The sequence below is a fragment of the Corynebacterium sp. NPDC104732 genome, from assembly GCF_055583565.1.
In genome coordinates this window covers 1-23949 of the sequence record NZ_JBVJNS010000017.1, presented here as the reverse complement: position 1 = coordinate 23949, position 23949 = coordinate 1, and the positions used below count along the sequence as shown (strand labels likewise).

General features: G+C 61.2%; 17 protein-coding genes and 1 tRNA gene. 11 read left to right on the top strand and 7 right to left on the bottom strand.

Translation table 11 applies throughout. From position 1 onward, the window contains the following. The first annotated feature begins 168 nt into the window (after nucleotides 1-168). Nucleotides 169-1932 carry a DUF2339 domain-containing protein gene (locus tag ACZ6ZO_RS10710; protein WP_465292554.1) on the top strand — a complete coding sequence of 588 codons (1764 nt, stop codon included), beginning with the start codon at nucleotides 169-171 and terminating at the stop codon, nucleotides 1930-1932. On the opposite strand, the gene uvrA is transcribed toward ACZ6ZO_RS10710, so the two are convergent. Then, nucleotides 1929-4760 carry an excinuclease ABC subunit UvrA gene (gene uvrA / locus ACZ6ZO_RS10705; RefSeq protein WP_465292552.1) on the bottom strand — a complete coding sequence of 944 codons (2832 nt, stop codon included), beginning with the start codon at nucleotides 4758-4760 and terminating at the stop codon, nucleotides 1929-1931. The two genes, ACZ6ZO_RS10710 and uvrA, sit on opposite strands and share 4 nt — an antisense overlap. A 57-nt stretch (nucleotides 4761-4817) precedes the next feature. Here uvrA and ACZ6ZO_RS10700 point away from each other — a divergent pair, with 57 nt between their 5' ends. From ACZ6ZO_RS10700 to ACZ6ZO_RS10690, 3 genes are read left to right on the top strand one after another with little or no spacing between them, the layout of a single operon-like run. Then, entirely contained in the window at nucleotides 4818-5414 is a 597-nt protein-coding gene (locus tag ACZ6ZO_RS10700) for an MBL fold metallo-hydrolase (protein WP_465292550.1), read from the top strand. A 50-nt stretch (nucleotides 5415-5464) separates the two neighbouring features. Continuing rightward, nucleotides 5465-6235, top strand: a complete 771-nt coding sequence (locus ACZ6ZO_RS10695) for a DoxX family protein (protein ID WP_465292548.1) — start codon at nucleotides 5465-5467, stop codon at nucleotides 6233-6235. A 59-nt stretch (nucleotides 6236-6294) separates the two neighbouring features. Further along, complete coding sequence (locus ACZ6ZO_RS10690; RefSeq protein ID WP_465292546.1) at nucleotides 6295-8412, top strand: HelD family protein; 2118 nt, start codon at nucleotides 6295-6297, stop codon at nucleotides 8410-8412. Here the strand turns inward: ACZ6ZO_RS10690 and ACZ6ZO_RS10685 are convergent. Then, nucleotides 8409-8852 carry a universal stress protein gene (locus tag ACZ6ZO_RS10685; protein WP_182386004.1) on the bottom strand — a complete coding sequence of 148 codons (444 nt, stop codon included), beginning with the start codon at nucleotides 8850-8852 and terminating at the stop codon, nucleotides 8409-8411. The genes ACZ6ZO_RS10690 and ACZ6ZO_RS10685 overlap by 4 nt on opposite strands. A gap of 53 nt (nucleotides 8853-8905) precedes the next feature. Further along, complete coding sequence (gene uvrB, locus ACZ6ZO_RS10680; RefSeq protein ID WP_182386003.1) at nucleotides 8906-10978, bottom strand: excinuclease ABC subunit UvrB; 2073 nt, start codon at nucleotides 10976-10978, stop codon at nucleotides 8906-8908. A 96-nt stretch (nucleotides 10979-11074) separates the two neighbouring features. Between uvrB and ACZ6ZO_RS10675 the strand changes: the two genes are divergently transcribed. Next, complete coding sequence (locus ACZ6ZO_RS10675) at nucleotides 11075-12181, top strand: HNH endonuclease signature motif containing protein (RefSeq protein ID WP_465292543.1); 1107 nt, start codon at nucleotides 11075-11077, stop codon at nucleotides 12179-12181. A gap of 319 nt (nucleotides 12182-12500) precedes the next feature. On the opposite strand, the gene coaE is transcribed toward ACZ6ZO_RS10675, so the two are convergent. Both coaE and rpsA read right to left on the bottom strand, forming a co-directional pair. After that, nucleotides 12501-13076, bottom strand: a complete 576-nt coding sequence (coaE, locus tag ACZ6ZO_RS10670; RefSeq protein WP_465292541.1) for a dephospho-CoA kinase — start codon at nucleotides 13074-13076, stop codon at nucleotides 12501-12503. Nucleotides 13077-13139: 63 nt separating this feature from the next. Beyond that, nucleotides 13140-14594, bottom strand: a complete 1455-nt coding sequence (gene rpsA / locus ACZ6ZO_RS10665; RefSeq protein ID WP_465292539.1) for a 30S ribosomal protein S1 — start codon at nucleotides 14592-14594, stop codon at nucleotides 13140-13142. A 174-nt stretch (nucleotides 14595-14768) separates the two neighbouring features. On the opposite strand from rpsA, the gene ACZ6ZO_RS10660 reads away from it, so the two are divergent. The 5 genes from ACZ6ZO_RS10660 (at nucleotide 14769) to ACZ6ZO_RS10640 (ending at nucleotide 20373) form a co-directional block, all read left to right on the top strand. After that, entirely contained in the window at nucleotides 14769-15500 is a 732-nt protein-coding gene (locus ACZ6ZO_RS10660) for a class I SAM-dependent methyltransferase (RefSeq protein WP_465292537.1), read from the top strand. A gap of 83 nt (nucleotides 15501-15583) precedes the next feature. Next, on the top strand, nucleotides 15584-17176 hold the full coding sequence (locus ACZ6ZO_RS10655; protein ID WP_182385996.1) for an ABC transporter substrate-binding protein: 1593 nt from the start codon (nucleotides 15584-15586) through the stop codon (nucleotides 17174-17176). Nucleotides 17177-17218: 42 nt separating this feature from the next. After that, the gene (locus tag ACZ6ZO_RS10650) at nucleotides 17219-18169 is read left to right on the top strand and encodes an ABC transporter permease (protein WP_182387569.1); all 951 of its coding nucleotides are present in this window, start codon (nucleotides 17219-17221) and stop codon (nucleotides 18167-18169) included. Beyond that, complete coding sequence (locus ACZ6ZO_RS10645) at nucleotides 18162-19766, top strand: ABC transporter permease subunit (RefSeq protein WP_465292535.1); 1605 nt, start codon at nucleotides 18162-18164, stop codon at nucleotides 19764-19766. The genes ACZ6ZO_RS10650 and ACZ6ZO_RS10645 overlap by 8 nt, the downstream gene beginning before the upstream one ends. Further along, a complete protein-coding gene (locus ACZ6ZO_RS10640; protein ID WP_465292533.1) occupies nucleotides 19759-20373 on the top strand; it encodes an ABC transporter ATP-binding protein in 615 nt (204 codons plus the stop codon). The genes ACZ6ZO_RS10645 and ACZ6ZO_RS10640 overlap by 8 nt, the downstream gene beginning before the upstream one ends. On the opposite strand, the gene polA is transcribed toward ACZ6ZO_RS10640, so the two are convergent. Beyond that, nucleotides 20370-22949: a DNA polymerase I gene (gene polA / locus ACZ6ZO_RS10635; protein WP_465292587.1), complete on the bottom strand. Its 2580-nt coding sequence runs from the start codon at nucleotides 22947-22949 to the stop codon at nucleotides 20370-20372. The genes ACZ6ZO_RS10640 and polA overlap by 4 nt on opposite strands. A gap of 69 nt (nucleotides 22950-23018) precedes the next feature. On the opposite strand from polA, the gene ACZ6ZO_RS10630 reads away from it, so the two are divergent. Next, nucleotides 23019-23095 (top strand) — tRNA-Leu (locus tag ACZ6ZO_RS10630). Nucleotides 23096-23425: 330 nt separating this feature from the next. Here the strand turns inward: ACZ6ZO_RS10630 and ACZ6ZO_RS10625 are convergent. Beyond that, nucleotides 23426-23641 carry a CPBP family glutamic-type intramembrane protease gene (locus tag ACZ6ZO_RS10625; protein WP_465292531.1) on the bottom strand — a complete coding sequence of 72 codons (216 nt, stop codon included), beginning with the start codon at nucleotides 23639-23641 and terminating at the stop codon, nucleotides 23426-23428. Between the last annotated feature and the right edge of the window lie 308 nt (nucleotides 23642-23949).

Below are 23949 nucleotides of genomic sequence, written 5' to 3'. Positions count from 1 at the left end.
TTATCCAACCTGATGTCAGGCGGCTTCTGGTGGGAGGGACCTCCACTTGCGGCCTGCACCCAAGCAAGAATGGGTGCGAGGCGGTAGCTCCCATAACTTAGCACGTGGTTAGTAACAGTTCAAATCATTCCAATGCAGTTTCACATAAGCTGCCATAAACTTTCCCTCATGAAACTTAATGACTCCGATCGGGAACGATTCCACAACATAGCCGACAAGCTCAACGACGCCGAAACTGCCATCAGCGACATCCGCAAGGACCTGTTCACTATGTACGAGACATCACAGCCCGAAGAAGAGATGAATGCTCCACCGGTCCAGCCAGAACCAGAACCCCAACTTGCACCTGAGCCGGAGCCGGAACCGGAACCCGTGGCACTGGCCGTCGACAAGCCTGCGCCCGTCGCGAAAGAAGCACCTCCTCCTTTTTGGCAAGACGAGCAATTCGTCATCAGGGCGGTCGCTGTCGGTGGTGTGCTGATCACCCTCGCGGGCGTGAGCCTCCTGATCGCACTGGCGATCCAAAACGGGTGGTTGGGACCACTCGGCCGCGTCATCGGTGCATGGCTGATTGCTGCGCTGCTGTTGGGTGGCGCTGTGGTCGTGCGGCGTCGTGGCCTGGCGAAAGAAGGTCTGTACGCCCTGACCACAGCATCTCTGCTGACAAGCTCGCTCACCACTATGGCTACGGTGAGCATGTTGGGGTGGTGGCCGCCAATAGTTGGTGCCAGCGTGCTCGTCGTGCTGCTGGCGCTGTTTTCCGGCCTGGCCAGGGCCTGGGACGACGAGATGATGTTGAACATTACCATCGTCTCTGGGTTCATCATGTTCTTCCTGTACCTCACCAGTGGTGATTTCTTCACTTTCCCGGTGATCGCACCAGCACTGTTTATTGCAGTGTGTTCCATGCAGAAGCGTTGGACTTCCTCCCGAAACCTCGCTGCGCTGATTGGTCCGGTGGCTATCCCCGCTGCGTTGTATCAGGACGGATTCCCTCTCTCACTGACCGTGATCATCGGCGTAGCCGTGTTTGTCAGTGTGGCTCTCCTCGACGAGTGGGGCGATCCATCCGATCTCAACCTTGGGTTTACCTCCCCCATGGTGATGCTCGGCATCGGTGCCCTGTTCGCCGTATCCTTCCTCGAGCTCACCGTCATGGTGGCCACCATCGCGGGCTTCACCATCCTTGCAGTGCTGTTCTACAACAAATACGCAGTATTCCCACTGACAATGCTGCCACTGGTATATCTCCTGTGGTGGTCCCGTGCCTCAGCTCTCGGCGCTGGGATGATCCTGGAACGCCCAACCCTGGTGGCTGTGTACTTTGTGGTCTTTTCTGGGCTCGCATGGTGGATATCCCGACACAACAATTACAACTGGTACCCGTGGGTGTCGATGTTTGGCGTCGGCATCCTTTTGACCAGCGAACTTGGCAAAGCCGTCCTCTTCAAGAAGCCACTGTGGCTCACTGATCACATCGCGCTGGTGCAAGCCATCGCAATCCTGGTGTTCATGGTGACCATCTTCTTGGTGCGCCACGCGTTCCAGCGGTACCCCATCGCAGCTCAGGTCATCATCGGAATCGCCGGCCTCCACTTAAGTGCCCTCGTCATCGTCACTGTTACCACCTACCTGTTCAGCTTGCTGGGAGAAAACAGCATGTGGCTGGGCTACCTAGTGGGCCACGCACTGGTATCCATTTCCTGGATGCTGCTCGCAGCCTACATCCTGGTGGTCACCAATGCGTTCAGCCGGTCCACGTCCCTGGCGGTCGGCTTGATTTTGGCGATCGCGTCCGTCGTGAAGCTGGTGTTCTTCGACCTGGGCACCCTGGAGGGCGTGCCACGCGTGATCGCCTTCTTGATTTCCGGACTTGCGCTGCTGGCGATTGCGTCGCTGCGGGCAAAGAAAACGAAATCCTTGAACGCTTAGAGCAGTTCCTTCAGGAAGCTACCGGTGTGCGAGCCCTCCACCTGGGCTACGTCCTCCGGGGTTCCTTCGGCCACCACCGTGCCACCGCCCGAGCCGCCCTCTGGCCCCATGTCAATGACCCAGTCGGCGGCTTTAATCACGTCCAGGTTGTGCTCGATGATGACCACCGAGTTGCCCTTATCCACCAGCCCCTGGATCACCAGCATGAGCTTGCGGATGTCCTCGAAATGCAGGCCGGTGGTCGGCTCATCCAGGATGTAGATCGTCCGCCCCTTGGAACGCTTTTGCAGTTCCGAAGCGAGCTTCACTCGCTGCGCCTCGCCACCCGACAACGTGGTAGCCGACTGGCCCAGGCGCACATATCCCAGCCCCACATCTACCAGCGTGTTCAGGTAGCGGTGAATGGACGAGATCGGCTCAAAGAATTCCGCGGCTTCGGAGATTGACATGTCCAACACCTCGGCGATGTTCTTGCCCTTGTAGCGCACTTCCAGCGTTTCGCGGTTGTAGCGCGCCCCATTGCACACCTCACACGGCACGTATACGTCGGGCAGGAAGTTCATCTCAATCTTGATGGTGCCGTCGCCGTGGCACGCCTCGCAGCGCCCGCCCTTGGTGTTGAAGGAGAACCGGCCCGGCTTGTACCCGCGAACTTTAGCTTCGGCGGTTTCCGCAAACAGGGTGCGGATCTTGTCGAATACGCCCGTGTAGGTCGCCGGGTTAGAACGCGGCGTCCGGCCGATCGGACTCTGGTCAACCTGCACCAGCTTGTCCAGGTGTTCGAGCCCTTCGACGCGCTTGGCACGACCCGGCACTTGCCGCGCTCCGTTGAGCTCGTTAGCGAGGGTCTTGGCCAGGATTCGGTTGATGAGCGTGGATTTTCCGGAGCCGGACACGCCAGTAACGCAGGTGAGGACACCGAGCGGGATGGAGACGTCGATGTCATCGAGGTTGTTTTCCCGCGCCCCCACAATCTTCAGCATGCGCTCTGGGTCCACCTCGCGCCGCTGCTCTGGAACCCCGAGGATTCGGCGCCCAGACAGGTAGGCACCCGTGAGTGATTCTTCGCAGGTGAGAATTCCTTCTGGGTCGCCCTGGTAGACGACCTCTCCGCCATACTCGCCAGCACGCGGCCCGATATCGACCAACCAATCCGCCGCCTTGATGGTGTCTTCATCGTGTTCCACCACAATCAGGGTGTTGCCGATGTCGCGCAACCTCTGCAGCGTGGCGATCAGCCGCTGGTTATCCCGCTGGTGCAGGCCGATGGAGGGCTCGTCAAGGACATAGAGCACACCTGCCAGTCCGGAACCGATTTGCGTGGCGAGGCGAATGCGTTGCGCCTCACCACCCGACAGCGTCCCCGCCGAGCGCGACAGGGTCAAATATTCCAGCCCCACGTCCAGCAGGAACTTCAGCCGGGCATTAATCTCCTTCAGCACCGCGCCGGCAATAATCTCCTGCCGCTTGTTCAAACGCAGGGTGGACAGGAACTGGGCGGCGTCGGCGATGGACAGGTCCGTTAGCCCCGCGATGGATTTTTCCCCTTCCTCAGAGGCCAAGCGGACGGACAAAATTTCCGGCTTCAAGCGTGCCCCGTTACAGGTGGGGCACGGCACGTCCCGCATATAGCTCTGGTAGCGCTCCTTGGACCAAGCGCTTTCAGTTTCCTCCGCCTTGCGGTGCAGGAACGGGATGACGCCTTCGAACGGGGCAGACCAGTTGCGGACCCGACCGTAGCGGTTCTTGTACCGCACCGACACCACGTCCTTGGATCCGTGCAGGACCTTCTTCTGCTGCGCCGCGGTGAGCTCCGAATATGGCGTGGTCGGGTCCACCCCGATGGACTCAGCGAACCCTGCGATCAGTTTGTCGAAGTATTTGGAATTAGGCGAGGAGGTCCAGGGCTGGATCGCGGAGTTCAACGGGGCGTCCGGATCCGGAATGATCAGCTCGATGTCCACCTCCTGCTTGGTGCCGAGGCCGTCACAGGTCGGGCATGCGCCGTAGGGCGAGTTGAAGGAGAACGCGCGAGGCTCCAGTTCGTCCACGGTCAGGATGTGGCCGTTGGGGCAGGACATTTTCTCAGAGAAGCGACGGATTTCGCCCGTGTCGACGAACTCGATTGCGACTACGCCGTCGGCAAGCTGCAGTGCCGTCTCCACCGAATCGGTGAGGCGTTGCTGCTGGCTCGCTTTGACCTGCAGGCGGTCCACCACCACCTCAATATCGTGCTTGATCTGTTTCTCCAGCTTCGGCGGGTTCGACAGCTGGTGCACCTCACCATCGACGCGCACGCGGGAGTAACCCTGGGCGGCCAGGTCCGCGAACAGGTCAACGAACTCACCTTTTCGGGTGCGCACCACAGGGGCGAGCACCTGAAACTTCCGCCCCTCCTCCATAGCCATGACTTGGTCCACGATCTGCTGTGGGGTCTGCCGTTCGATCGTCGCGTCGCACACCGGGCAGTGCGCGGTACCGGCCCGCGAGAACAGCAGGCGCAGGTAGTCATACACTTCGGTGATCGTGCCGACAGTCGAGCGGGGGTTGCGGTTCGTCGACTTCTGATCGATTGACACCGCCGGCGACAGGCCATCGATGAATTCGACGTCCGGCTTATCCATCTGCCCCAGGAACATGCGGGCGTAGGAGGACAGCGACTCCACGTAGCGACGCTGTCCCTCCGCGAAGATCGTATCGAACGCAAGCGAAGACTTCCCCGAACCCGATAGGCCCGTGAACACAATCATGTTGTCCCGAGGAAGGTCGATGTCGACGCCCTTGAGGTTGTGTTCCCGCGCGCCGCGTACGATCAGGCGATCAGCCACTTGTGGTTACCCTTCATTCGTTGTCTAGTACTCAGACCAACAGTACCCTGTTGAACCATGACCCTAATCCTCGACCGCATCTCCGTCTCCGACTTCGACAACAACTGCTACCTGCTGGTTGACGGCACCAACGCCATGCTCATCGACGCCGCCGATGACGCCCCAGCCCTCCTCGCACTCGCGGACAAACACGGCGCCCGCATCACCCACGTCGTGACCACGCACCGGCACGCCGACCACGTCAGAGCCCTGCCAGCCGTCCTGGAGGCCACGGGCGCCACCCACATCACCTCCTTCCTCGACGCCCCGGCCCTACCCGCGCCCGCCGACATCGAGCTCAACCACGGAGACACCTTTAGCTTCGCCGGCCACGACTTCACCGCCATCATCCTGCGCGGACACACCCCCGGTGGCCTCGCCTTCGCCGCCACCATCGACAGCGCCACGCACCTGTTCGTCGGCGACTCCCTCTTCCCCGGTGGGGTCGGCAAAACCAACAACGAAAACGAATTTCAGCGGCTGTTCACCGACGTAACCACGCGGCTTTTCGACGCCTTCCCCGACGACGCCATCGTCCACCCGGGGCACGGATCAGACACCACTATCGGCGCTGAACGCCCACATCTGGCCGAGTGGGCCGAACGCGGCTGGTAAAACGTGGCTATCATGGGGACCACGCAACAAGAAAAGGAGCTAACCAACTAATGATTCGAAAAATTGCCCGCCCCATGCTCGCTTCCGCTTTCATCGCTTCCGGCGCCGACATGGTGGTGAACTCCGATGAACACCGTGAGGGCACCCAAGAGATGCTGGCTAAGCTGCGTGCGGTCGTGCCAAACGAGTACGCCAAGTACCTTCCCAAGGATGCGGACACTGTGACCAAGGCGCTCGGTGGCGCCCAGGCTGCCTCCGCGTCCCTACTGGCCATCGGCAAGGCTCCTCGCTTGTCCTCCGCTGTGCTCGCCGCGATCACCGTCCCGACCATGCTGTCCCGTTACGCTTTCTGGGAAACCCAGGACGCTAAGGAAAAGTTGGATCGTCGCAACGGCTTGATCACCAACACCGCCCTGCTCGGTGGCCTGATGATTGCCTCCGCCGACACCCAGGGCAAGCCTGGCCTGGCCTGGCGCGCAGAACACGCCACCAAGGTGGCGAACAAGAAGATCCAGGCCGCGCTGCCATCGAAGTCCGAGCAGAATGAGCTGGCAGAAAAGTTCCACGACATCGTTGACTACATCGACGACAACAAGGATGACTGGCTCGCCCGCGCCCAAAAGAACTCCGAGGTAGCTAAGCACAAGCTGGTCGCAGCAGCCGCAGCTGCACAAGAGAAGGCCAACGAGCTGCAGAAGATCGCCGCCGAGGAAGCTGGCAGGGCCCAGAAGAAGGCCGCTAAGTCCGCCGTCGTCTACCAGAAGAAGGCAGAAAAGGCGACGAAGAAGGCGCAGAAGAAGCTGAAGAAGTACGATATCTAACAGCTTTACTCTTTTAAAGCCGCCCGCCCGGGCGGCTTTTTAGCTTTAAAGGGAAGGTCATGAGCGAAATCGCAGCAGAGCAACGCTATGTGGATGAGCTGTTCCAGCGCATCGACGACGACGTCGCCCAATCCGACGCCAAGCTCAAAGAAGTCATGCTGCGCGTCGACCGCGCCGAACCCGACGCCGAAGCCCTCGTCGAACGCGAAACCGAATATCACGCCCTGAACGCCAAACTGGACAAGCTGACGCTCGCGCAGTTGGGGCTGGTGTTTGGCCGGATCGACATCGCCTCCGACGACATCGAGAATCCCGTCCCGGGGCGCCCCGACCTCGAACGCCGCTACATCGGGCGCATGGGCATCGATGCCCGGGAGGACAACTACCGGACGTTGCTGCTGGATTGGCGCGCTCCCATGGCACGGCCATTCTATTTGGCTACCACGGCTCAGCCACTGGGCGTCGAGAAGCGGCGACATATCCGCACGACCGGCCGCACCGTCGTGTCCGTCGATGACGAAGACCTCACCGAAGGCGGCGACGACCACGGCGTAGCCAGCGAATCAGCGCTGGCCAAGGCCCTGAACGCGGCGCGAGGCGCCCACATGAACTCCATCGTGGAGACGATTCAACGCGAACAAGACGAGATCATCCGCGACCCGCATCGCGGCGTCATGGTCGTCGAAGGGGGGCCGGGCACCGGGAAAACCGCCGTGGCGCTGCACCGCGTCGCTTACCTGCTCTACACCTGGCGCGAACAACTCGCGAAGACCGGCGTGCTCGTCATCGGCCCCAACCCAGTCTTCCTCGACTACATCTCACACGTCCTCCCCGAACTCGGCGAAACGGGCGTCGTCCTGTCCACCATCGGCGACCTCTTCCCCGGCGTCACCCCCACCGCCACCGACACCGACATCGCCCGCGAGGTCAAGGGCAGCCTGGAGATGGTGCATATTCTCAAAAAAGCCGTCCAGCAGTACCAGCAAGTCCTCCCCGACCAGCCCCTACGCATCGGCAGCATCACCCTCACCTGCACTACCGCGATGATGAAGTCGGCCCGCACCCGCGCCCGCCGCAGCCGACGCCCGCATAACTACGCCCGCCCCATCTTCACCGACACCCTCCTCGATCACCTCGCCCGCGCCCTCGGCGACCACATCGGCGCCGACCCCCTCGGCGGTAAGAACCTCCTCTCCGCCGGCGACATCGCCGAGCTCCACGACGAACTTGCCGATGAGCCCGCCGTCCAGCAACTCATCGACGCCCTCTGGCCCACCCTCACCCCTCACGACGTCCTCCTGGAGCTCCTCACCGACAAAGACCGCATCGCGACCGTCGCCGACGAATACGACGAAGAAACCCAACAAGCCCTCTACCGCGACACCCCCGACTGGACCCCCACCGACGCCGCCCTCCTCGACGAACTCACCCAGCTCATCGGCCTCCCCGCCGAAGATGCCGACGACGCCGACTGGGCCGCCAAGATCGAAGAAGCACAGGAAGCCCTCGACATCCTGCAAGGTTCCGCCGTCCAGGACATCGACGACGGGTTCGACGCCGAAGTCCTCCTCGCCCACGACGTCATCGACGCCGAAACCCTCGCCGCCCGGCAGCGCACCCGCGACTACCGCTCCACCGCACAGCGCGCCCGCGAAGACCTCACCTGGGCGTACGGGCACGTCATCGTCGATGAGGCACAAGAACTTTCGCCGATGGAGTGGCGGATGGTCATGCGCCGCTGCCCGTCTCGTTGGATGACGCTCGTCGGCGACACCGCCCAGACCGGATCACCCGCGGGCGTTGACTCCTGGGCCGAGACGTTGGAGCCCTTCGTCGGCTCCCGGTTCGTGCGCCGCGAGCTGACGGTGAATTACCGGACGCCGCGGGCTATCGCGGACTATGCGGCCCAATACGCCCCATCGAGAACTCCGGCGACGTCGATCCGGGAGGGGGAGCCGGTGCGGTTCGGGGCTGTTGCTGACTTGGCTGATTACCTCCCTTCCGATGGCCGGTCTTATGCTGTGATCCGCCCTGGCGAGGTGGAAAAAGTTAAAGGCCTGGAGTTCGACCACGTAATCGTGGTGAATCCAGACCTCATTGCCGCTGGCACGCAGGGCACGCAGAATCTGTATGTGGCTCTCACGCGCGCCACGCAGACTTTAACGGTGCTTACTTAGCCGGCGACCGTGTGAACGATCATGACGTCGCAGTTCGACTGACGTGCTACGTCCGCCGGGACGGAGCCCAGGAGGCGGCCGGTCAGGGAGTTAATGCCACGGTTGCCGACGACCAGCAGGTCAGCATCGTTGTCCGTGACGATCGCCATCAGCGCCTCCACCGGGGTGCCCGGCTTGATGACAGTTTCAATCTTCGTCGCGCCGATCTCCTTAGCTGCCTCGGCAGCCTTGTTCAGGTTTTCCTGCGCAGGGTCGTTACCGAGGACGGTGACGGAATCCTGGCGGAGGGTCTTGTTGGCGTCTTCTTTGGTCTCGTAGTAGGCACAGCCGATGATCAACGTCGCATCAAATGCGGCGGCGATTGCTGCTGCCCGCTGCACAGCCAAAAGGGAAGACTTCGATCCGTCAGTGCCGACGACAATCTTGGTGTACTGGCTCATATGTTGACCTCATTCGGATAGGAGAATGTACTTAAACTGATTTTACATACGGACTAGATTCCGGCTTCATTCAAACCGCGTAGCTCCTTTTTCAGATCGAGAATTTCATCACGTAGCCGGCCCGCGAGCTCGAATTTCAGCTCACGCGCAGCGGCTCCCATTTGGGCGGTCAGGTCGTCGATAAGCTGCTTAATTTCGCTCTGCGCCATCGACGACGTGTCGCGCTTCTCGACGACCACTGCCGCGTCACCCGTGCTCTCCTCGACCATCTCCAGGATGTCCGCGATCTTCTTGCGCAACGGCTGCGGATCAATACCGTGCTCGGTGTTGTAGGCGATCTGCTTCTCCCGGCGGCGCTCCGTCTCCTCGATAGCGTACTGCATCGACTCCGTGATCCGGTCTGCATACATGTGTACCTCGCCGGAGACGTTGCGGGCCGCGCGGCCGATCGTCTGGATGAGGGAGGTGGTGGAACGCAGGAACCCCTCCTTGTCCGCGTCCAAAATTGCGACGAGCGACACCTCCGGCAGGTCGAGGCCCTCGCGGAGCAGGTTGATGCCGACCAGGACGTCGTATTCGCCGAGGCGGAGCTGGCGCAGCAGCTCCACGCGCTGCAAGGTGTCGATGTCCGAGTGCAGGTAGCGCACCCGTACCCCGTTTTCCAACAGGTACTCTGTCAGATCCTCGGCCATCTTCTTCGTCAGCGTGGTGACCAAGACGCGCTCGTCCTTCTCCGTCCGCAGCCGAATCTCATGGATGAGGTCGTCGATCTGGCCCTTCGTCGGCTTCACCACCACCTTCGGATCCACCAGGCCCGTCGGGCGGATGACCTGCTCCACGAACTCGCCGCCCGTGGCCGCTAGCTCATACTTGCCCGGGGTCGCCGACATGTACACGCACTGGCCTTTGCGCGCGTCGAACTCTTCCCAAGTGAGGGGCCTATTATCCAGCGCGCTCGGCAGACGGAAGCCGAAATCGACCAGATTTCGTTTCCGGCTCGCATCGCCCTCATACATCGCGCCGATTTGGGGGACGGTGACGTGGGATTCGTCTATGATGGTGAGGAAGTCTTCCGGGAAGTAATCAATCAGGGTGGCCGGTGCGGATCCCGCCGGGCGGCCGTCGATGTGGCGGGAGTAGTTCTCGATGCCACTGGTAAAGCCGACTTGCTCGATCATTTCGATGTCATATTCGGTGCGCATCCGGAGGCGTTGGGCTTCCAGGAGTTTCCCGCGGTTTTCGAAGTCCGCGAGGCGCTCGGCCAGTTCCTCCTTAATCGCCTGAATCGCTTTTTCCATCCGCTCCGGGCCGGCCACGTAGTGGGTTGCAGGGAAGATGCGCAATTCGTTGACCTGGCGAATGACGTCGCCGGTCAGCGGGTGGATGTAGTAAAGGGTGTCGATCTCGTCGCCGAAGAACTCGACCCGCACCGCGAGTTCCTCGTAGGCAGGGATGATGTCCACCGTGTCGCCTTTCACGCGGAACGTGCCGCGGGTGAATGCGACGTCGTTGCGGGCGTACTGGATGTCAACGAGGAGTCTGAGGAACCTGTCGCGCTCAATCTCCTCCCCGGTTTTCAGCTGCACCGACCTGTCCAAATAAGACTGCGGCGTGCCCAGGCCGTAAATGCACGACACCGAACTCACCACGACGACGTCGCGACGGCTCAGCAGGCTCGACGTCGCCGAGTGCCGCAGCCGCTCCACATCCTCATTGATCGACGAGTCTTTCTCGATGTACGTATCACTCGACGCGATATACGCCTCCGGCTGATAGTAGTCGTAATAACTCACGAAATACTCCACCGCGTTGTTCGGTAACAACTGTCGCAACTCGTTCGCCAGCTGCGCCGCCAGCGTCTTATTCGGCGCCATCACGAGCGTCGGCCGCTGCATCTTCTCAATCAACCACGCCGCCGTCGCCGACTTACCCGTACCCGTGGCGCCCATCAGGACAACGTCCCGCTCCCCACGATTCAGCCGCTCACTCAGCTCCTTAATCGCCTGCGGCTGATCACCACTCGGCTCAAACTCCGAAATAACCTCAAACCGCGCATCACTACGCTCAATGTCCTCCGGCCGATGCTCCGATACCGGAATCAAAGGATGTTCTGCAGGGAAAGCCATGCCGTTTAGCCTACCCTCTGTGGAAAACCGAAGTTATCCACAGGCGCCACGCTTTCCGACGCCCACTTCCCCTCCCGCTCGGCTACCTTCACAGCCATGTTCTCCGAATTCGCCGCAGCCCATGCCCCAGGCATCGCCATCCTCGAAGACTGCGCCCGCCACGCACGCCTCATCGGCATTTCGGACCTCGCCCACCAATCCGGCATGTCGGAAACCTACATCCGTAGCCTCCTGAGCACCTACAAACGCCTCAAAGACCACGCCGACGCCGCCACCGGAATCCCCGTCCACATCCTCGTCCTCGTCGCCCGCTGGGCCAAGAAGATGCAGCCCGAAGCCATCCCCACCCTCCTCGCAGCCGTCCGTGGCCGCTCCTACGACGAAGCCGAAGACCACCTCCGCGCCGCCGTCAACGAATATGGCAAACCTCACCCGCCACGCGGAACCGTCGGCGTCGCAAAGCGGCCTGACCTCTGGGGCCGACGCCGCATCACCTTCCACCTCACCGACGCCGAATGGGCCCACATCCGCGAACAATCCCGCCCCTTCATCGAGAAAAAACGCGACACCCACACCTTCGGACAAGCCCTCGACATCTGGCTCAAACAAAAACTCCTCTCCCCATCGGCAAACACCACCCCCACCTACAAACCCGTCCTCCTCATCCCCGTCGACCGCTCCCTCATCTGGGACCGCGGCTACCTGGTCACCGCCGACGGCGCCCGTATCACACCCGAGGAAGCCCTCAAAGGCCAACTCGATAACACCGGCTGGGTTCTCCAAACCGCCCTCGACGCCGACGGCGTCGCCCACGCCACCGCAGTAGCCCCCATCCAAGACACCCGCTGCTCCACCGGCGCACACCGCATGATCGCCAACCTGGAAACCCTCATCTGCTCCTGGCCCGGCTGCCACCGCCCCGCCGCCGAATGCCAATCCCACCACATCGACGCCTGGTCCCGAGGCGGAGAAACATCCTGGGAAAACCTCACCCCGCTATGCCCAACACACAACGGCATGAACGACGACGACCCCGACAACGAAAACCACGGACGAATAGTCCGGGGCAACGGCGGCTACCCCGGACATCAACGAAGAAAAGGTGACCCCATCCGCTACTCCGGAAACGACCTCCTCACCTCCGGTTGGCGCGGACTCACATACGACTACTACGCCACAAGACACTCCCCACCGCAGCCATAAAAAAACTCCGAGCGCAGTGTATCGCCCTCCAGGGCAATACACTCGCTTCGCCGTGCTTGAATTCTAGACATTCGACACGTCCAGGGAAACGAGAATCTCCGCCTGACCGGTAGGCGGAGAGCGAATAAACTCCCCCTCCCATCGGCAACTTGGCGGAGGAAACCCGTTTCGGTATGCATCGGACCTCGCCTCCCTTTAGTCTTCTGTGCATACACCTGAAACGGCTTCCCGGGAGTTCGTTGGTCTCTTCGTATTCGAAAGGGGTCAATCGTCGGGTAAAGGCCTTTTGCCCGTCCCTGGCCACGTACCGACCAGCTTTTCAAGCATGACGAATCCTTTCCACGAGTGCATCGACCTGCAGCTGCAGCTCTTCCAGCGTTCCATTGTTGTCGATGAGTACATCGGCGGCCGCGTTACGCTGATCATCGGAAATTTGCGCACTCATCCGTTTCCTTGCGTCGTCGGCTGTAAGACCACGTCCGATGAGGCGTTGCACGCGGGTTTCGGGGTCAACGGTGACAACGACGACGAGGTCCATGTTTTTATGGAGGCCGAGGTCGACGAGGAGGGGCATGTCGTAGACAACGTCTCCGGGAGCTTGCGCGATGCGTCGGTCGGTTTCTTCCCGAATTCTTGGGTGCATGATCGCGTTGAGCCGTGCAGTTGCCGATGGGGAGGCGAAGGCGATCTCGGCGAGTTTGGGCCGGTTGAGTCGCTGGCCGTCGATGATGTCGGGGCCGAAGGCGTCGATGAGGGCGGCGAGGGCGGGTTCTCCGGGTTCAACGATGTCGCGGGCGATTTGGTCTGCGTCGATGATGGTGAAGCCGCGGTGGCGGAGCATGGTGGCTACTGTTGATTTTCCGGAGCCGATGCCTCCGGTGAGTCCGATGAGCATGTGTTTAGTGTACGCAAAAGGCCCGCCTCTCGATGGGGGCGGGCCTTGGGGTCTAGTTAGTGACTAGTTGCCGGCGAGCTTTTCGCGAAGTGCTGCGAGCTGTTCGTCGGATGCGAGGGAACCTGCGGACTCTTCTGCTGGTGCTGCAGCCTCGGTGGAGGATGCTTCGGAAGAGTAGTTTGCTGGTGCGGATGCTGCAGCTTCAGCTGCAGCGGCACGGTTCTTCTCGATTTGTGCGGTGTGGAGCTGGTGGCGACGCTCGGACTCTGCGTAGCGAGCTTCCCACTCTGCGCGCTGCTCTTCGAAGCCTTCGAGCCATTCGTTGGTCTCTGGGTCGAAGCCTTCTGGGAAGATGTAGTTGCCCTGCTCGTCGTAGGAGTCGGCCATGCCGTACTTGGATGGGTCGAACTCTTCGGTGTAGTCTTCGTCGGCCTGCTTGAGGGAGAGGGAGATGCGACGGCGCTCGAGGTCGATGTCAATGACCTTGACCATTGCTTCGTCGCCAACAGAGACGACCTGGTCGGGGACCTCGACGTGGCGCTCAGCCAGCTCGGAGATGTGGACGAGGCCCTCGATGCCTTCTTCGACGCGGACGAATGCGCCGAATGGGACGAGCTTGGTGACCTTACCAGGCACGATCTGGCCCACAGCGTGGGTGCGTGCGAAGACGCGCCATGGGTCTTCCTGGGTTGCCTTCAGGGACAGGGAGACGCGCTCGCGCTCAAGCACAACGTCGATGACTTCGACGGTGACTTCGTCGCCAACGGCAACAACCTCGGATGGGTGGTCGATGTGCTTCCAGGACAGCTCGGAAACGTGGACGAGGCCGTCTACGCCGCCGAGATCGACGAATGCGCCGAAGTTGACGATGGAGGAAACAACGCCCTTGCGGACCTGGCCCTTCTGCAGCTGTGCGAGGAACTCGGAGCGGACCTCGGACTGGGTCTGCTCGAGCCATGCGCGGCGGGAGAGGACCACGTTGTTGCGGTGCTTGTCCAGCTCGATGATCTTGGCTTCGATCTGCTGGCCGATGTATGGGTCGAGGTCGCGGACGCGACGCATTTCGACGAGGGATGCTGGCAGGAAGCCACGCAGACCGATATCCAGGATCAAGCCGCCCTTGACAACCTCGATGACGGTACCGGTGACTGGCTCGTCCTTCTCCTTGAGCTCCTCGATGGCGCCCCAAGCACGCTCGTACTGTGCGCGCTTCTTGGAGAGGATCAGACGGCCTTCCTTGTCCTCCTTGGTGAGGACGAGTGCGTCGATCTGGTCGCCGACCTGCACGACCTCGTCTGGGTCAACGTCGTGCTTGATGGACAGCTCGCGGGATGGGATGACACCTTCGGTCTTGTATCCGATATCGAGCAGTACCTCGTCGTGATCGACCTTGACGACGGTACCTTCAACAATGTCGCCGTCGTTGAAGTACTTGATGGTGGCGTCGATCGCTGCGAGGAAATCCTCAGCGGTGCCGATGTCGTTGATGGCTACCTGAGGAACGTTGTGGTTGGGCATGTGTTAATAGCTCCGAAAGCTTATAGGAAATCGAAAATGGACAGGGATTTGCGGGTCTGAAGTGCAAGAACGCGGGTATGACACTTTCCTATAGAGTATCCACCGCGCGCCCGTGCAGACACGCTTCACAAACAATAGTCCCTTTTACCTGCAGAATCAAATAGAAAGTGGCATATGTCTTCAGAATTTTCGGCAGCGAACCGCGTCTGGTGGGATCAGGATGCACACAACTACCACGAGTCACACAAAAACTATCTTTCGTCCTTCTATTGGTGTCCCGAGATGTTGCATGAAAAGGACGCACGGCTGCTTGGCGACGTCCGAAACAAACGAGTCCTAGAAATTGGCTGTGGCTCGGCCTCCTGTACGCGATGGCTCGAAGGTCAGGCCGACTTGGCGGTCGGGGTTGATTTGTCGATGGGGATGCTTCGGCACGGGTCGGGAAACCTCGTCCAGGCCAACGCCCTGGAGATACCGTTTGCCGATGGAGCTTTTGATGTGGCGTTCTCGGCGTTCGGGGCGATTCCGTTCGTGGAATCTTCGGTGGATGTGTTGCGGGAGGCTGTGCGCGTCGTGAAGCCTGGCGGTCGTTTTGTAATGTCTATCAATCATCCGATGCGGTGGATTTTTGCCGATGATCCGGAGAGCTTTGAGGTGCAGTTTAGCTATTTTGACCGGTCGGGCTATGTCGAGGTGGCGGGCGGTGAGGTGACGTATGCGGAGCAGCATCGGACGATGGGCGATCGGATTCGGGAGTTATTACAGGTGGGGTTTGTTCTCGATGATGTGATTGAGCCAGAGTGGCCGGAAGGGCTGACGGAGAATTGGGGCCAGTGGTCGCCGATGAGGGGGAAGGTGTTTCCGGGCACTGTGATTTTTGTCTCGCACAAACCTTATTTATTTTGATAACAGCTTCCATTATCATTCTAGGATTAGGTTAGTATGCCCTTATTTCAGCTAACCGAAGTTATCTCTTCAGAAAGGTAAAAATGAAGCGTCCATTGCTGCTCATCCCAGCGCTGGCTCTGACTCTGACGTCGTGTGGCGACCCAGGCCAGAGCGAAGCCTCCGGCGAGTTCCCCGAGCGCTTGGTCCTCGCGGACCGTGCAGCCGCCAAGAAATACCACCCGGCATCCGGGTTCGGCCAAACTGGCGTGAGCCCGGTCTACGACGGCTTGCTGCGCCCGAAGGCCGGCTCCCCGGACACCATCCCGGAGTTTGAACCCGCGCTCGCCGCCGAGATGCCGACGCACAACGCCGATGCCACCGAATGGACCGTGAAGCTCAAGACGGGCATCAAATTCTCCGACGGCTCCGACTTCGATTCCGCCGATGTGAAGGCCTCCTACGACGTGGCCCGCGATCTCAAGGCCGGTTCCGAGGTGGTCGCCCGCTACAACATGATCGATGAGGTGCAAACCCCAGACGAGCACACCGTGGTGTTCCGGCTGAAGTACCCGCTGGCGGAGATGCACTCTCGCCTGGCGTACGCGATCACCCCATCGGAAAAGACGAACGACAGTGTCCCGGTGGCCGATTCGGAGCTGAACACCCACCCTGTGGGCACCGGGCCGTACGTCTTTGTCTCGCACAAGGCCGATGAAACTGTCCTCAAGGCTAATGAGAACTACTGGGGCGGCACTCCCCCGGTTCGTGAGCTGGTGATCACCACCGCTGCCGATGATACGGCCCGTGCGCAGCGCGTCGTCGCTGGTGAGGTTGACGGTGCGGCAATCCCACCGGCCCAGGCGGCCAGCGTGAAGAACGCCAAGAACCTGAACATCGACGTCGCTCACACCGCGGACTGGCGTGGCATTTCCTTCCCGAAGGTGCCGGAACTAGCGGACCCGAAGGTGCGCCAGGCTCTGAACTACGGCGTCGATAGGCAGGCGCTTATCGACGGCACCCTCTCCGGTTACGGTGTCTCCATCGATACCCTGCTCTCCAAACTCTACGGCGACGCCCACAACCCTCAGGTGGGATTCAAGTACGACACCGCGAAGGCTGAGCAGCTTCTCGATGAGGCGGGCTGGGTCAAGGGCGCCGATGGGATGCGACAGAAGGACGGCAAGCCGTTCCACATCGACCTGTTCTACGCCGGAAACGACACCACCCGGCGCGACATCGCGGTGGAGTTCGCTTCGCAGATGAAGAAACTGGGCCTGGAGTTTGAACTCAAGTCGGGGACCTGGGATGAGATTGCCCCGCAGCTGAGCAAGGCTGCCGCGGTGCTGGGCGGCGGTTCTGCCCCATATGATCCGACGGTGATGGTGTACGAGTATCTGCACACCCGTACGGAGGCCACGAGCAAGTACGCCAACCCGGGTGATTACGGTTCTGCGGAGCTGGATGCCTTGCTGGATGAGGCTCGCAGTGAGGTAGATACCGATAAGCGCAATGAGTTGTGGAAGAAAGCGCAGGAGCTGTACTTCGACAATCCTTCCGCACTGGTGCTGCTGAATCTGGATCACATTTACGTGTCCAAGCCGAACGGTTACCAGAAGCCGGGCGTGATTATTGAGCCACACATCCACGATGCGACGTGGGGTCCGTGGTGGCGGATGTCGGAGTGGTCTAAGTAGCTTATGCTGACACATCGCGATAATGTGCGCAGCCTGCCGAAGATGATCGGCACCCGCTTGGTGATTACTGCTTTCACCACGTTCGGGGTGACGTTCGCGATTTTCGGTTTGGCTGCGGTGTCGCCGTTTGACCCGTTGGCCCATCACTTAGGTTCCGACTACGGCAGTTATACCGATGCGGAGCTGGCGGAGATCGCGGCGTCGCTTGGTATGGATCGGCCGTGGTGGGGGCAGTGGCTGTATTGGTGGCAGCACTTGCTGCAGGGTGATTTGGGCTGGTCCCGGATTTATCACAAGCCGGTGGCGGATGTGATTGTGGAGCGCCTGCCGTGGACGCTGTTGCTATCTGCGGTGGGGCTGGCGATCCTGATGCTGCTGGCTGTGGTGCTGGGGATTCTTTCTGCTCGTCATCCGCACGGGCTGGTGGATCGCTGTGTCACGGCGGTGGGTGTGTTTATCGCTGCGACGCCGTCGTATGTGTATGCGCTGGGCACGGTGCTGTTCTTCGGCTTGTTGCTGCATGCCATCCCGATCGGTGGGGCTGCCCCGATCGGGCGGGAGCCGTCGCTGGCGAATGTGGGACCGTATCTGATTGCACCGGCGTGTGTGTTGGCGATCTCGCAGCTGTCCTGGCCGTTGCTGGCGATGCAGCAGGCTGCGCGTGATGCTTCGGCGTCAGAGGCGGTTCGTACCGCCCGGTTGCGGGGGCTGAGCCAGCGGAAGATTCTGCTGCGCCACATCTTGCCGATGTCCCTCATGCCGTTGGTGACGCTGATCGGTGCGCGCCTGAGTGAGCTGGTGGTGGGGGCGCTCATCGTGGAGACGGTGTTTTCCTGGCCGGGCCTGGCTTTCGCCACGGTCGAGTCCGCGATTGCGGTGGATTTTCCGCTCCTGGCGTTCATCACGGCGGCGACAACCGTGGTGGTGATGTTGGGGTCGCTGGCTAGTGACATTGCCTACGTTTTGATTGATCCGAGGGTGACCGATGTTTAAACCACGCTTAGGTGCCAGCTTGTTTGTGCTGGTGTTGTTGTATGCACTGTTGGTTCCGGCGTTGCTGGATCAAGGCTCCCCGAGTTTCGCCACAGCCCTGCAGGCCCCGAGTGGCGAACACTGGTGGGGCACGGACCATTTCGGTTTTGACCTGTTCGTGCGTACCGCGCAGGCGCTGCGGGTGTCGCTGCTGATCGGCCTGATTTCCGCGTTGTTGGCTACCGCGCTGGGCGTGATAGTGGGCCTAAGTGCGGCGACGTTGGGTGGTTGGGTGGACCGCGTGATCATGCGGCTTACCGACGCCATCAACTCGATCCCGCACATGATTTTGTCCGTGGTGATCGTCGCCCTGTTTCAGGGATCGATTCCGGCGCTGATCATTTCCATCGGTATCACGCACTGGGCTCCGGTGGCCCGTATTATCCGCTCCACGGTGCTGTCCGTGCGCGCCTCCGATTTCGTCGATGCCTCTTACGGGGCCGGGGCCCGGCCCCGCTGGATCCTGCGCCGCCACTACTTCCCCGCGGCGCTGAGCCAAGCGGTCGTCGCGATCACCATGCTCATGCCCCACGCGGTGTGGCACGAATCAGCGCTTAGCTTCCTGGGCCTGGGTATCCAGCCCAATGAGCCGTCGCTCGGCACGCTGATGGATCTGGCGCGCGAGGACATCATGAAAGGTGCCTGGTGGTCCCTGGTGTTCCCCGGCATTGTGTTGCTGCTGACCACGATCTCCGCGATGTCATTGATGCGCAAGAAAGACACCACAGCGCGAGACTGTGACGCCGACCTTGCCGTTGCTGCTGAGGTTCCCGACACCGGGGTCGCTGGGCTCACGGTCACCGCTGACGATGGCACCACGTTGGTGCATGACGCCACCCTAGAGCTCACCCCCGGTCAGGTCCACGGCCTCGTCGGCGCATCCGGTTCAGGAAAAAGCACGCTGGGGCGCGCCCTGCTTGGCGCGATCCCGCCAGGGTGCAGTGTTACCGGCACAATCAGCGTGGCGGGGGAACGCTTAACCGAATGTGAGTCGGCAGCGGCAACGCGGAAACCTGGGGCGTCGTTAAGCGCCCTGCGCGGCTCAAACGTCAGCTTCGTCCCGCAGTCCGCCGCGACGTCGTTTACCCCGGTGCGCCGCATCGGCCCGCAACTCGCCGAGCTGAGCACCGGCATGCACACGGTGCCGGAGCTGCTGGAGCTGGTGCACCTGACCCCGGACATCGCCGACTACTTCCCCCACCAGCTCTCCGGTGGCATGATGCAGCGCGTCGCCATCGCCGGCGCCCTCGCAGGAGATCCCCAGGTGATCGTTGCCGATGAGCCGACCAGCGCGCTCGACCCCGACCTCACCCTGGAGATCCTCGCCCTGCTGCGGGAGATCGCGGACAGCGGCACCACGGTGCTGCTCATCACCCACGACATCGAGGACCTCATCGACGCCGGCATCTGCCACCACATCTCCGTCATGCACCACGGTGAGATCGTCGAACACGGCCCGCACGTGCTGGACAATCCCACCCACCCCTACACCAAGGCGCTGCTCGCGGCCCTACCAAGCGGTGGGCTGCGCCTGACAAAGGAGTTCGTCAGTGGCTAGTCTCACCGCGCACAACATCAGCATCCGCTTCGGCACCAAATCTGTCTTAGAAGACGTGACGCTATCGATCGCGCCGGGCGAGATCGTCGGCCTCATCGGCGCCTCGGGGTCCGGGAAAACCACGCTGGGCCGTATTCTCACCGGTCGCTACCAGCCCACCGCAGGTCACGTCACCATCGACGATGTGCCATTGAAACGCCGAGATCCGCGGATCGCCACGATCCACCAATCGCCCCGCGCCGCCACCAACCCCGGCTGGACGCTTACCGAGATCATTAGGGAACCCCTGGACATTTCGGGTGGTAGCGCGGACATCGTGCAGCTTGCGCAAGAGTGTTTCCTCTCCCCCGAGCTGCTCGAGCGCACCCCGGAGCACGTCAGTGACGGGCAGCTGCAGCGCGCCTGCATCGCCCGGGCGTTCGCGCAGCAGCCGCGCTATCTGGTGTGCGACGAGCCAACCTCGGCTCTGGATCCCATTGCCACGGCGGGCGTGATTCAGTTGCTCACCAAGCGCGCCGAGGACGGCAGTGGCGTGCTGCTCATCTCGCACGACCACCGCCTGCTCGCCGCGTGCGCGCACCGGATTGTGCGTATCGACGAGCTCTAGTGCGCCGCTAGGTCCCAGTTTTCCCCGGAGCCTGCGGACACTTCCAGCGGCACGGACAGGGAGATGGCGCCGTCCATCTCCCGCTCCACGATGGCCTTGACTTCTTCCAGCTCGCCGGGGGCGATCTCCAGCACGAGTTCGTCGTGCACCTGCAGCAACATGCGGGATTTCATGCCCTTCAGCGCGGCGTCGACGCGGATCATCGCCACCTTAATAATGTCCGCAGCGGTGCCCTGGATCGGGGCGTTGAGGGCGGCGCGCTCCGCGTTTTCTCGGGCCACACGGTTATCGGACATGAGTTCCGGCAGGTAGCGGCGGCGCCCGAACAACGTGGACGTGTAGCCGTCCTTGCGGGCCTGCTCCACCACCTTGGACAGGTAGTCGCGCACCCCGCCGAAGCGCTGGAAGTAAGCCTCCATGATTTTCTTCGCCTCGCCAGGGGTGATGTCGAGCTGCCCGGCCAGTCCGAACGCAGACAGGCCATAGACCAGGCCATAAGACATGGCTTTCACGCGGCGGCGCAGCTCCGGGGTGACCTCGGAAACCGGCACGTCGAACACGCGAGAGCCCACGTAATTGTGCAGGTCTTCACCCTTTTGGTAGGCGTCGATCAGTCCGGGGTCGCCAGACAGGTGCGCCATGACGCGCATCTCGATCTGTGAGTAGTCGGCCGTGAGCAGGCACTCGTACCCTTTGCCCACGGTGAATGCCGCGCGGATGCGACGCCCCGCCGGGGTCCGCACCGGAATGTTCTGCAGGTTCGGTTCCGTAGAAGACAGTCGGCCTGTCGACGCGACCGTCTGGTTGAACGTGGTGTGGATCCGCCCGTCGGAGGCGACGGACTTGATCAGCCCATCCAGGGTGGTTTTCATCTTCTGGTATTCGCGGTGGGCCAGCAGGTGATCCAGGAACGGGTGCGGATGGTTGACCGCCAGTGCTTCGATTTCTTTGGCTGCCGTGGAGTATCCCGTCTTCGTTTTCTTGGTTTTCGGCATGCCCAGGGTCTCAAACAGCACCACTTGCAGCTGCTTCGGGGAGGACAGGTTCAGGTTCGGGTCGCCCGCCAATTCCCGGGCGGCGGCTTCCTCATCGGCGACCATTTCCACGAAGGTGTCGCGCTGCTCTTCCAGGGCCGCCACCGACACGGCGATGCCGGTGGCTTCCATGCGCGCCAGGATGCTCAGCAGTGGCAGCTCGAGGGATTGGTACAGCTCGTAGCCCTCGATTTTCTGGAGTTCCTTGGTGAGCTCTTCCGCAAGTTCCCACACCGCTGCGGCGTGGTCGGCGAGCTCTGTGTTGTCGGACAGCAGCGAAAGCTGATCTGTGTCCGCAGCCAGCTGTTTCTTCAGGTGGCGCTGGTAGACGTCCGCGAGGGAGTAGGTGCGCTGACCAGGGCGCACCAGGTAGGCGGCCAGAGCGGTATCGTGCGCGATGCCGTCTAGTTCATAGCCTTGATCGGCGAGGGCGTGCCAGGCGGCTTTCGCGTCGTGGAAGAACTTGGGCTCCTCGGATTTCAGCCACTTGGCGAGCGCCGCGGAGTCCTCCTCATCGAGCTCCGCGAGGTCCACGAGGAGTGCGTGGCGGTCGGCGTCGACAAGCGCCAGCTGCTGCCCCTGCAGCGCCACAGCGAGCGGCCCGCGTGGCAGCCACTCCCGCACCGCCTGCTTATCGACGACCAGTTCCGTGACTTCTTGTGGCGCGTCGGTGACCTCGGCGTTGATTACTGAAAGGATGCGCTCGCGCAGGTTGGTGCCGAATTCGAGTTCGTCAAAGGTGGTGGCAATCTCAGTGATGTCCGCGGGCTGGAACGCTAGCTGGTCGGGGCTGACGGGCAGCTCAAGGTCCTTCACCATCTCCGTGAGGGTGCGGTTCATTTTCACCTGGTCGAGGCGCTCCCGGAAATTGTTACCCGCCACACCCTTGATCTCATCCGCGTGTTCCACCAAGTTATCGATGGTGTGGTACTGCTGGATCCACTTCGCAGCCGTCTTCTCCCCCACCTTCGGCACCCCCGGCAGATTATCGGAGGAGTCACCGCGCAGCGCCGCAAACTCCGGATACTGCTTCGGCGTCAGACCATATTTTTCTTCCACCGCCGCCGGGGTGAAACGATGCAGGGTGGATACGCCCCGCATCGGGTACAGCACCGTGGTGGTGTCATTGACCAGCTGGAAGGAATCGCGGTCACCTGTGACGATGAATGTCTCGAAGCCGAGAGGCTTCGCCGCCGTGGCGAGCGTAGCGATAATATCGTCCGCCTCGTAGTTTTCCTTGCGGATCGTGGTGATACCCAGCTTGTTCAGCGCATCCTCGATGAGCTCCACCTGGCCCCGAAACTCCTCCGGCGCGGCTTCACGCTGCGCCTTATAGTCTGGGAACAGCTCGGTGCGGAACGTATTGCGGCCCACATCGAACGCGACGGCGATGTGATCAGGTTTTTCCTCACTCAGCAGGTTCGCGAGCATCGACAAAAAGCCATACACAGCGTTCGTATGCTGCCCACCCGAAGTGGAAAAATTCTCCGCCGGAAGCGCATAAAAGGCCCGGAACGCCATCGAGTGCCCATCGATCAACATCAACTTCATGGCACCCAAGTCTAGGCGATTTTATTTCCGTACCGGCCATGGGCTAATATTTTGTTTCACGCCCCTGTATCCCAATTGGCAGAGGAAACGGATTCAAAACCCGTCCAGTGTGAGTTCGAGTCTCACCAGGGGCACCAAAAGGACCGCTCTCATCCGGAGCGGGTTTTGTGTTTCACCTGTGTGCCGGTACGGGTTTTCTTTGGTTGCGCGTTGGCCCCGACATTACCCTCCCGAAGTTCGGGCTCGTGGGGGCAGTTCTGGGGCAACCTCCGGGGCGCAATGTCGGGGTCTGGCTTCTAAGCCCACCAATGCCGGGCCGAGAAGGGCCACCATACTTAATAACCCACCAGCATCCCTATCGCGGTATTGAGGGCAGCGTGCAGGATTGCGCATTCGATTACGCTCCCCGAAAGGGGTCTTAATAAACCAAGAAGCCACCCGGCAACAAACTGCATGGGCAGAATCGGCTACAGCCTGGCGTCGATAGTGAGTAGTAACAGATGTGGAAGCAGGAAAATCGCAGCTTGCACTGTGTTTCCTACCCAAAACCCCAGCCGTCGCAGGAGCATTCCGCCGAGGAATCCGCGAAAGAAGATCTCCTCGCCCACCGCTCTCAGGATGACCGCCAGGCTGATTCCTTGTGCAATCACCACTCCAGGCGTCGTGAGATCGGCTGAAGTCACCAGACGGGTTCCTGAAGAGAGCGACTGCGAAGCCTGCGGTGCGCCAGCTCCCCCATTGCCAGCCCACGTTCGCCCCTGCGCGCCGCATTCCGAGCGATCGGCGCCTGACCAGCACATAGCTGAGCGAGGGAATGAGAAACAACAGAAATTCAACCATAATTATCCCTACAGCAAATCGTAGCAATCCCAGTCGCACAGGAAAACACGTTCCGGCCGCTGCCCGCCAGTTAGTTGTGACCCTGGTTGGGTTTCAGGCGTGGTTTTCTAGCTGTGCTAGATGCCTGGTTTCCAGTGTAGCTGGTTGTTGT